Origin of the sequence: Okeania hirsuta, from assembly GCF_003838195.1 — a bacterium.
GTDB classification, from domain to species: Bacteria; Cyanobacteriota; Cyanobacteriia; order Cyanobacteriales; family Microcoleaceae; genus Okeania; species Okeania hirsuta.
In genome coordinates this window covers 1-10,870 of record NZ_RCBY01000236.1, presented here as the reverse complement: position 1 = coordinate 10,870, position 10,870 = coordinate 1, and the positions used below count along the sequence as shown (strand labels likewise).

Annotated in this window: 9 protein-coding genes and 1 pseudogene; 4 read left to right on the top strand and 6 right to left on the bottom strand. The window is 36.3% G+C overall.

The genetic code is table 11. From position 1 onward, the window contains the following. Window positions 1-307 precede the first annotated feature (307 nt). The gene (locus D5R40_RS26255) at window positions 308-673 is read left to right on the top strand and encodes a S1 family serine peptidase (protein WP_124146823.1); all 366 of its coding nucleotides are present in this window, start codon (window positions 308-310) and stop codon (window positions 671-673) included. On the opposite strand, the gene D5R40_RS26250 is transcribed toward D5R40_RS26255, so the two are convergent. The 6 genes and pseudogenes from D5R40_RS26250 to D5R40_RS26225 form a co-directional block, all read right to left on the bottom strand. Then, window positions 634-849: a PDDEXK family nuclease gene (locus tag D5R40_RS26250; protein WP_124146822.1), complete on the bottom strand. Its 216-nt coding sequence runs from the start codon at window positions 847-849 to the stop codon at window positions 634-636. The genes D5R40_RS26255 and D5R40_RS26250 overlap by 40 nt on opposite strands. 396 nt (window positions 850-1,245) lie before the next feature. Continuing rightward, a complete protein-coding gene (locus tag D5R40_RS26245) occupies window positions 1,246-2,121 on the bottom strand; it encodes an SDR family oxidoreductase (protein ID WP_124146821.1) in 876 nt (291 codons plus the stop codon). Window positions 2,122-2,430: 309 nt separating this feature from the next. After that, window positions 2,431-3,216: an exodeoxyribonuclease III gene (xth, locus tag D5R40_RS26240; protein WP_124146820.1), complete on the bottom strand. Its 786-nt coding sequence runs from the start codon at window positions 3,214-3,216 to the stop codon at window positions 2,431-2,433. Window positions 3,217-3,617: 401 nt separating this feature from the next. After that, window positions 3,618-6,110: a GH116 family glycosyl hydrolase gene (locus D5R40_RS26235; RefSeq protein ID WP_124155448.1), complete on the bottom strand. Its 2,493-nt coding sequence runs from the start codon at window positions 6,108-6,110 to the stop codon at window positions 3,618-3,620. Window positions 6,111-6,562: 452 nt separating this feature from the next. Then, window positions 6,563-7,246 (bottom strand): annotated as a pseudogene (locus tag D5R40_RS26230) (alpha/beta hydrolase); the annotation flags it as partial. Window positions 7,247-7,570: 324 nt separating this feature from the next. Then, on the bottom strand, window positions 7,571-8,491 hold the full coding sequence (locus D5R40_RS26225; RefSeq protein WP_124146818.1) for an alpha/beta hydrolase: 921 nt from the start codon (window positions 8,489-8,491) through the stop codon (window positions 7,571-7,573). A gap of 234 nt (window positions 8,492-8,725) precedes the next feature. Here D5R40_RS26225 and D5R40_RS26220 point away from each other — a divergent pair, with 234 nt between their 5' ends. The 3 genes from D5R40_RS26220 (at window position 8,726) to D5R40_RS26210 (ending at window position 10,778) form a co-directional block, all read left to right on the top strand. After that, the gene (locus tag D5R40_RS26220) at window positions 8,726-9,070 is read left to right on the top strand and encodes a hypothetical protein (protein ID WP_375339411.1); all 345 of its coding nucleotides are present in this window, start codon (window positions 8,726-8,728) and stop codon (window positions 9,068-9,070) included. A gap of 59 nt (window positions 9,071-9,129) precedes the next feature. Continuing rightward, on the top strand, window positions 9,130-9,678 hold the full coding sequence (locus D5R40_RS26215) for a GIY-YIG nuclease family protein (protein WP_124146817.1): 549 nt from the start codon (window positions 9,130-9,132) through the stop codon (window positions 9,676-9,678). Window positions 9,679-9,833: 155 nt separating this feature from the next. Beyond that, the gene (locus D5R40_RS26210) at window positions 9,834-10,778 is read left to right on the top strand and encodes a tetratricopeptide repeat protein (protein WP_124146816.1); all 945 of its coding nucleotides are present in this window, start codon (window positions 9,834-9,836) and stop codon (window positions 10,776-10,778) included. The last annotated feature ends 92 nt before the right edge of the window (window positions 10,779-10,870 follow it).

Genomic DNA, 10,870 nt, shown 5'->3' with positions numbered 1-10,870 from the left:
CTGGTTCCGCGTTAAATTAATGGGGTGACAAATGATGAGATAAACTCGCCCCCGCACCAATAATAACTGAGCAAATTAACTGTTTCGGTCTAGTAGTAAGATTTAAAGGTAGTAGCTCGTCTAAACTAAAATTGTGAGTAAAACCCAACGCTAAAATCCCCCCCAACCCCCCTTTCCAAGGGGGGAGAGGTCTATATTTTCTAAAATTTAACCACATTTTCAAGCTAGGCGAGCTAGTAGAATGAGGTAAAATTTGGTTTTAATTTTCAGGGAAAAGCTAATCTTTATATTACTAAAGAATAAAAGAATGAACGGACAGTTAGAAAAATATATTGTTTTAATTAACAGTGCTAGTGATAAATCTCTCAAAGCAGATATTATTGGTACTAGATTTGCTTTTTATCAAGAAGAAAATTACACTTATTTGCTGACTTGCGCTCATGTTGTTGAGGATGTGGGTGGTGAGGAAAATGTATTGGTAAATAATATTTCCGCAGAAGTTGTGGCAATAGGAGATACTCAGGGTTTTGATTTGGCAGTTTTGCGAGTCAAAGAACTTTTGTCTGTTCTTCCTTTAGGATTAATGATTTTACTTGGAGAGCTAGAAATAAGTTTAAAAATTTCAATTCCTGGTTATTTTCTTTGGTTTGCGACAAAAACTCGATATGGTTGACTTTTGAGAGAAAAGTTTAAAGCTGTGCTGAAGTTGAGAGATATCTGGTGATGATTTGGAGTACCGTCAGTTATGGGAATAATTTCAGCATTGATATATTCGTGTCGTTGTTGTGAGTTAATTTCAAAGTTTAAATATTCTGTGGGGGTATAGTTTTTTTGTTGTTGAATTTGCATAGTTTTCAGTTTTTAGCGATCGCTTGAATCATTTTATTGATAGTTCTGCATAGTAATGTTAGATAGGAACAACCAATGCTTACAGCGGTTTTCATTTCGGTAGACCACAGTAGGGGCGAATGGCCATTTGCTAGCGCAAAGCTGCCCCTAACGCCCTTACAAGATTTTGGTAGTGATGTGAGGTCATCAATCTGAAAAGTGCTGTAAAGTACGGACATCCTGTCCACGAGTACGGGAGCAAGATGCTCCCACTGTCGTGCTTCCTAACAAAAATAATTACAATGCAGCACTATTCCTATTTTTTATTGTTTAAGATTTTCAGAACTTAGGCAAAACCAATATATCTAGGGCGAACGGCCGTTTGCTTGCACATACTTCGTAACGTCCCTACTTTATTCACACTCCCATTTTTCGGCGAATAAAACTCTCTACAGATTCCATTTTCATCTCAAATATTCTCTCTAAATTCTCAATTTCTTCTGGAGTGCAGAAAAATTCATTTGCCAATAATACTCTTAAAGTACCTAGACTTTTTTGTAACTCAGAATTAAACAATCCCACAGTATTTCGTAATCCATCAAATACAAATAAAGGCGGATTAATAACTATCGGTTCCCGGTTAAAAATTCTACTAAATATTTGAGAAATTTCTCCTCTAGAAATAATTTCTGGTCCGCCCACAGGCAAAATTTGATTACAAGCAGCTTCGACAAAAACAGAATCCACAGCAATTTTTGCCAAATCATCTGTACTAACTATTGAAGTGCGATTTTTGTCATCTCCAATAAGTAGATAAATTCCTGTATCTTTAAATCTTTCTGCCAGTGGTAATAAATTAGAAGCAAAACCAGAAGGTTGCAAAATGGTATAATTCAAACCACTCGCTTTGAGATATTTTTCTACCTCTCTTTTTGCTTTAAAAGTAGGTGAATCTTCATATCCTCTTTCTGCTCCTAAGACGGAGATAAATACAAAATGTTTAACACCAACTTTCACCGCAGAATCTATTAGTTCAATATTAGCTCGGTAGTCAATTGCTTGAACATCATTCGCCCCACCATGGGCACTAATAATATATTCAATTCCTTGACAAGCTTTTTCAATATCCTTGTCTATTTTTAAGTCGCCTATGAATATTTCAGCTCCACGATTTTCTAATTCAGAATAAGAATAATTTAGTCTAGCAAAAGCACGGACTAATATTTCTCTTTCTCTCAAGATTCTGATAATTCTCCGCCCTAAGTCTCCGGTTGCTCCTGTTACTAAAAACATAATTATTTTTTGTTAGTTATTAATAGTTCAATTGAAAAATTTACCAAATAAAAACTGTCATTTCAGTTATCAGCGCGGACACTAAATCGAGTGAGGGCGTTAGCGGAGCTTGACGTTAGTCAATGCCATTCGCCCCTACAAATGGTGGTTTAAAAGTCAATTTGCGTAAGTCCTGAACTTTTGACTTTTGACTTTTTTAAATTCTTACTTTTAACTTTTAACTTTTGACTTTTTTTAAATTCTTACTTTTGACTTTTGACTTTTGACTTTTGACTTTATTTTGACTTTTGACTTTTGACTTTTCTTCTTTCAAAATTCCACAATAACTGGTGTATGGTCGCTAGGTTTTGGTAATTGTCTTGGAGACTTGTCAATTATACAACTTGTGGCTTTTTGAGAAAGGGGCAAACTCAGATAATGATGGTCAATACGCCAACCACGGTTACGGCGAAAACCTGCTGCTCTATAGTCCCACCAACTGTAGTGACCTCCTTCCCTGGTAAACTGGCGAAAAGCATCTACTAATCCTAATTTGAGAATTTCCTGTAAAGCTTGGCGTTCCGCATCGGATAATCCCACAGAATTTTTACAACCTTCTGGATCGTGAATATCTCGGTCTTCTGGGACAATATTAAAATCTCCACAAATACACAAGTTGGGTGATTTGTCAATAACAATTTTGATATATTCTTGCAAAAGTTTCAACCAATGAAGTTTATAATCATATTTTTCACTGCCAACACTAGCACCATTAGGAACATAAAGATTCAGAATACAAACATCATTTACTACCCCAGTAATTAACCGTTTTTGTATGTCAAAATCTCCCACTTTATCCTCACCTAAAATAGGTGCAAACCCACTACTAACATCTTGCATTGGGGAAAGACTAAAAATTGCGACACCATTATAAGATTTTTGACCAGAAATATAAGTATGATAGCCTAATTCTTCAAAGGGCGATCGCGGAAAATCTTGGTCAATAACTTTGGTTTCTTGTAAGCAGAGAACATCCACAGGATTTGTTTGTAACCATTCTATAACTTGTTGTTGACGAGTACGAATTGAATTGACGTTCCAAGTAACTATTTTCATAAGAAGGGAATAGGGAATAGGGAATAGGGAATAGGGAATAGGGAATAGGGAAGAAGGAAGTTATACCATTTCTCAAAAATTTTTCTACGTTTTATTAAGTAGGAGACCAACCCCTAACCCCTCCCAGGAGGGGAAGTAGGGACGTTGCATGCAACGTCCCTACAGGGAGAAGTAAACATAATAATAATTAATTATAACTAGCTAATAATTATCAAAAAGGTGATTCTGTCTGTCTTAATTATTTAACAATTGAAGTGCTGCTTAAGTATAGCATTACTTTTGGTAATTGGTATTAGAAACATTAAGGGATGCCATTCTTTTTCATAATTATTATATAGCAATCAGGTCATATCATGTCTGGATAATTAGTTATAAAAAAAACTTTCTCCTTTTCCTCCTCTTTATTCTTTCTTCTTCTTTCTTCCCTCCTGACTCCTGACTCCTGACTCCTGACTCCTGATTTCTAAATAAATCGCCCAAATTGCCATTGCTCTGAGATAATGACTAGCTCGAAAAGTTCCATCAGCAGTAATAGCTTCTGGGGTACGAAATTGTAAACCATTTTCATAAATTTGCCGCACCACCGCTTCAGTTATTTCCAAAGCTTTATCCTTCATTCCCATTTGCACCATAAAAGCAGCTAAACCAAAATTAATTCCAGTCCAAACTTCTAATGGATGGGTAGCATCAGGATTTTCTGGAGAACCATCAGGTAATACTCCATTCACTGCTCCAAATTTGCCATTATGAAACTTTTTAAAACAAGAATTATAGACAGTATTCAAGGCAGATAAAGCACATTCATTAGGTACAATATCCGGCAATTTTAGTAATCTAGCATAAAATTGACCGCATAATTGGTCTGCCATTACCACTTCCGAATTACTATCACTATCCAAACGATAAAATTCCCCATTCCATAACTTTTCTTGATAAACAACTAATCCTTTTTCTAACCAACTTTGATAAACAGAAATTTGATTATTAATAGCATCCACAGAATTTTTATCGACCTCAGACTGAAAACCTTGAGGTGGATAATAAGGAATTTCCCTCGGATGCTCAATTAAAACTTTCCCAATAGCGATCGCTGCCTCCAATGCAGCTAACCATAACCCACCACAATAAGCACTCACCCCCCGCAACTGCCAATCATCAAAGGTTTGGTCTGGCGCTCCCTCATTTTCAGGAATACCATCACCATCCTTGTCAAAAGCCTTAAGATATGCTAGTGTCTCCACCACAGCAGACCAACATTCCCAGAGAAACTCGTAATCATCTGCACCAGTCAACAGAAAATCCCGATAAACCTGCAACACAAAATCACTAGACAAATCCTTCCATTGATTGCAGTCCTGATAACTGGTATAATTAGTCTTTTCCCAAGGATGCTCATTGGGTGCACCCAAATCGTGGGGAGTTGCTCCAGCCTTTTTTCTAACTGCCGATGCTTGATTGTAACCAATAATTCTCGGTGTATCATCCGCAGTTGAAATCGCCCGTGCAAAAGCGAGCAACACCGACTTTTCCAAATCCGGCCACAACATCAACAGAGCAAAAGAACCATATAATCTCACATCCAAACTCTCATACCAACGATAATCCAAACATTCCAGGACAGCAAACTGACCTTTAGGATCGCGATCATCCGCAGCACTCCAGAGAGTCCCCCCACTGGTGAGGTCGTAAAGTTCGTTAAACAAAGCCATCTTAAACCAACCAGGCAAATCTTCCCGTTGCAAAATCGGGTTTTGCCAAGTCTCAATATTCTCGCGCCAAATCTGATAGTGTTTCATCGCAGTGCGAATTATTGACCAGGCGTTTTTCCCATTGCGACCATAAAAATCTGTATAACGGCGATAATATGAAACTCCAGCGCTAAATTCAGTCAAGGGCAAATCCCAAGCTAAGAAAAAAGGAATTTTCCGAGTTTTCCCCGGTCTGAGAGTAAAACGAACAGACATAGCTACCCCAATTTGTTCTTCCTCTGTTGCGGGTAGTTCATTGTACTCATCTATGAGTGTGCCATCCATGGCAAAGTAGCGCCAGACTTCTTCCCCATTGCTCGCAGGATTCCAGCGTGTATGATAGTTAACTTCCACAGCAGCATTAGTAAAAGTTCCGATCGCCATTTGACCTTCCCCTTCTGCGGGGTCATCAGCAATGCTCAACTTAGTCATTATGCAACCGATACGATGGAAGTCTTCCACTAATAGATTAAAGTTGTCCGTACTTTCTCCCCACCGTGGTTTGTATTCATAAACTGGACTACCATCATCTCTAACTTGCACTTGTGGTATTTTCACAGAATTGGTAAACCAACCAATGGTATTTTGCCAAGTGAACATAATACTCAGAGTGATGGGTTCATCGGTGGGGTTGTGAGCGACCCATTCAAAGATGGCAACAGGGTAAGTGGTTTCTTGATAATTACCTGCCCAAATTGGGGAAAATTGTTCGCAGCTTAATTGTGCGGTAAATACATTTTCATAGACAAACCAACTGCGGGGATAAAGAGCATGATAAGTACCAGTATGTAATCCTGCTTTTTGTTTCGGATACCACTGCCAAGTTGAGAGACTGCCATCAGATGGTGGTTCGGTACATAGAGCATAAGCTTGTTTGTGGCCTTTTGTTTCTTCAAATATGCTAAATTGACAGGCAGGTAAATTTTGATAAATGTGTTCGCCGCCGTCGAGATGCCAGAGATTAAAATCCCCTCGTGGAGAGCGACCAATTGCACCTGCACCGAAACCACCGAGAGGCATTCCGTGCCAAGGACCGTCATCGAGGTTACTGCTATAGCGCACTGTGTAAGGGTTGTTCCAATCAAGACCAATGGGACGATTCCAGGTATAGGGGGGAATATTTGGAGTGAAACTTTGTTGATTCATAGGTTCTGAAGGTTGTAGGTTGTATATAAGAAAAGTTTATTTAAATAGCACTCAGCACTCAGCATTAGGACTTTTTTTACGTTTAGCAGGAGGTAAGCAACCCCTCCTAAACTAGCTATGCTTTATAAACATCTTTCTTAACATAAAACGTAGACATTATAGACAAGTTATGTGTAGGTCTTGGAGCATCTTTTTTAGGAGAAAAATATATTGAAAAATACATTGTTTTTGAGAACTGTAGACAAGATTTTTGCCCCCCACACTCCCCACACTCCCCACACTCCGCACACTCCGCACACTTCCCACCCTATCCACAAGGTTTTCAGGAGTTACTTATAACGGATAGCTAAACTAGGAGACGCTATAGTTGCCGGGGTTAACCCAAGTTAAAAAAGCTGAAGCGCTGTTTGCAGAGCATTCCGGCACGGAAAATGCTGATAGCTGATAGCTAGTTAACACCTATTATCTAAGAATTGAGCGATCGCTTCTGAAACTTCTTTACTTTTAACATCAAGTGTCATAACGTGGCCAGATTCATCAAACCAAATGGCTTCAAAACTCCCCTTAACTTGTTCTTCAATCAATTTTACGACTATAGAATTAACTAAAGGATCGTTATGGGAATGAACTACTAAAGTAGGGCAAGTAATCTTAGCAAGATATTGGCGAGAATGTAAAGCTATTCTCTGAAGTACCAGAGCTGCTTTAGAGTTTTCAAACAAATAATTAGGATTATAAAAGTTGTCAGTATTTTTAGGTATTGAGATATTTACCCAACTGAGTAAACCCATTAAAATTTCAGCTCTAAGTGGTAATTGAATTGCTGGTGCTGTCACAGTGCAAGCATCCACTAAACCTTCGCTTGCCATTGTCAAAGCGATCGCTCCACCCATAGAATGTCCGAAAATTCCGACAAAATCATAGTGTTTTCTAGCTTGAATAATTTCTTGACGTACTGCCTCAAACATTATGTCTTTAGTAATCTTAGAAAACTCTCTTCTTTGTTCTATAAAAAGAGAGTAACCATGACCGGGAAAAAGAGGTGCTACGACATCAATTCCAAGTTTTAAACACGCTCTTCCTATAGGACGAACTTCATAAGGAGTCGCAGTAAAACCATGTAAACAAATTACTACTGCATTTGCTTTATTTTGTTCATTTTTATAATGCCAAGGTCAACCGTCTGACCATAATTTGTTTTTATATTCTAATGGTATAGCTTCAAAACCAGAAAAATAAGGCGGGTCAATTAATAGCATTTGTCTTTACCTTTTGTTGAATATTTTATGGTTTAATCTGCGATCGCCAAAAAGTAAGATTTTTCCTTCTCTCCTTCTTGCTTCTTCCTTCTGCTATAAATAACTAATAGACATCTCCAGAAAAGATGGAGTAGGGAGTAGGGAGAAATAATTGATAATTTCTGTACGATAATTGATTTTGTTTTTTATTACTAGAGATGTCTAATGAATAAATTCTTGGCTAATACTAGAATACTGATTTATTGCCCGCTCAAAGAATTCATGTAGAGTTGCTATGTAGCTATCGCTATCTACTTGAGCAAGATTGTCATGTGCCGCATTTGGTATTAAGAGTAATTTTTTCGGTTCTGCTGCTGCTGCAAATAATCTTTGACTCATATCTACAGGTACGATTTCATCTTTTGTTCCATGAATAAATAAAACGGGCATTTCCAATAATTTTACTTTGTCAATGAAGTCAAATTTTTGGGTGACCAGTAAGTTGAGGGGAAATATTTGGATTCGACGTCTGTATTTAGCCATGTCTTTAATGGAAGTAAAACAACCTTCAGCAATTAATCCTGCTGCTTGTGGTTGTTGAAGGCAAAGATTAGCAGCGACCGCTCCTCCAAGAGAATATCCATAAATAAAAATTTCTTCTGGTGAAAAATTTTTTTCTTGAGTTAAATAATTCCAAGCTACCAATGCATCTTCATAAACAGTAGCTTCTGTGGGAAACCGTCCTTTACTGTTACCGTACCCCCGATAGTCAATCATAAATACCGAAAATCCCAACTGATATAGTTTAGCAACCCGCTCGAGATTGTAACTATTTTTCCGAGCTGCCATGTTACCTTTAGCACCATGTAGAAAGAGAATAACTCTAGAATTGCTATTAGTTTGAGGAATCCACCAACCAGATATTTTTTCTGTCTGTTTGTGAGAATTTGGAATTGACAACCAAACTTCTTGATATGGAAGATTAACAGTAGCAGGAGTTGCTAATACCGATGGTGCCGGTTCAAATATCAATCGGTTTTGCAGCAATCTTAGCAACATAAAAGCACCAGTGTAAATAGTTGCTAAACTTATTAATAGAAATTTCAAGAAAGTTTCAAAAGATGATGTTTCTGTGTCTTCCATAAATCAAGATCCCCATTGAATATGTTAGGTTTTATAGTCTAATAGTAGACAATACAATATTTAGGTAAAAATTTTATCATAAATTATCAGATAAAATTTTATTTTAACAAATCTTTATATTTATTTTAAGGTAGTTGAGTTGAATCAAACAAATAGTAATATAAGTAAAGGCTATTTTCTGTTTGATAGGAAGAAGCAATACTATCTCAACAGCCATAGCCCAATTTGATGAAGATGGAAAAGGAAAAAAAAGTGGGTATAAAAATTATTGAAAGCTTTGAAAGTAGTTTCACGTTAGAACAAAATGCTCAACAAATGTTATTCAAATTATTAACAAGTGAAAATTTTATTCAACAAATTACTTCACAATTACCATATGAAAAATTAGAATTTACTGAATTAATATTTCAACCAATTCCCTATAGTAAAGAAACACCTAAAGGAATGGCAAAAGAATTTGAGCAGTATCACGAATCCAGTGACTATATTATCATTAACGTTCCGCCCAACTTCATGTTTAAAGCTAAAATATTTCAACCAAGCCATCTCTGCGCCATCTATAAAATCACCAGAGATTAATCAACTTTTATCAATTCCGAATTAATTAACATTACCCTTGAACAGGAAAATCTCAAATAATGACTAATACCGAAATTCAAATACCAGAACTGTCAGAATTAGAATATTTACCTTATATTGATTCTCAAGGAAAATTACCAATTTCTTTACAAGGAAAAATTGGTGTTTATGGAATTTTTGATCGGGATAAAAAATTACTATTTGTAGGTTATTCTCGTGATATATATCAGAGTATTAAACAACACTTAGTCCGTCAACCTCATAGTTGCTATTGGCTAAAAGTACAAACTATTGAACGTCCGAATCGTACTATATTAGAAGGTATAAAAACTGCTTGGATTAATGAAAATGGGTCTTTACCTATAGGTAATGATGGCGCAGAAGCAAAGTGGAATCAGCCAATAGATGCTAAACAAGAAATGACAGAAGCAGAAGCAACACAATATCACGACCCATTAACTGATGAAGTTGCTAAAGAAAAACTCTTAAAAAATATATCTAGGCGAGTTGAAGCTAATATTTTAGAAATATTAAAAACTAGAGGTTTAGAAGAAAATATTCGCTTTAATCCCAAGCTAAAAACCAGCGGTTTATTAGATTTGAAATAATTGATACTATTGGGATAAATATTTGCTGCAAAGTAAGCATTCAGCAGGAAATGCTAAATGCTTACGAAAAATCTATATTGCTTCATAAGTAAAAATCTTTAATTTCAAGACCATAATGATTAAAACTATTTATTTCTTCTTCCTTGAAAAATGAAATGGATGGACGAATAAAAATTTCCCCAGATGATTATCAGAGCTGGTACAATATGGGAGTAAATTTTAGTAAATTGGGGAAGCATAAACAGGCTATTACTGCTTTCGATCAGGCAATAAAAATTAAACCAGATTACTATGAAGCCTGGAATAATCGAGGTAATTCCTTGAAATTAATAGGTAGATTCCAGTCAGCTTTAAATAACTTTAATCGTGCAATAGAGATTCAACCAAATTCTCATTTAGTTTGGTATAATCGAGGTAATTTACTCAATAATTTAGAACAATATCGAGAAGCGATAACTTCTTTTGAGAGAGCAATAAAAATCAAACCAGATCTATATCAAGCTTGGTACAATGTTGGAAATACTTGGAGTAGTTTAGGACATTATCGAGAAGCAATTGAAAATTACAAACAAGCAATAAAGTTTAAACCTAGTTTATACCAAGCTTGGCATAATCAAGGCAAGGCATTATTTGAATTAGGAAGGTATCAGGAAGCCTTGAATTCTTTTGAACAAGTCATTAAGCTTAAGCCTAATCATTATATAGCTTGGAATTTTCAAGGAAAAACTTTATTTTATTTGGGGAATACTAAAAGAGAAATTATTAGTTATGAGAAGGCAATAGATATAAAAGTAGACTATCAGGAAGCTTGGAATAATTTAGGTCAAGCTTTATCTAATTTAGGAAATTGGGTTGAGGCGATCGCTTGTTTTGACCAAGCCATAAAAATTCAGTCAGATTATTCTTTGGCTTACTATAATAAAGCTCGTTGTTATGCTTTACAGGATAAGCTATATTTAGCTATTGAAAATTTAGAACAAGCAATTAATTTAGGTGCTGGTCAACCATATCGAGAAATGGCAGAAGCTGATGCTGATTTTTTTAACATTAGCTCAAATCCTAACTTTAAAGCTTTAATTAAAGATGATTTAATTGATTAATTAGGGTTTGCTGAAAAAGTCTTTTAGTAAGGGTAGGAGACAGGAGACAGGAGACAACCCACCCCTCGCCCCTCCCCCTCCCAGGAGGGGAG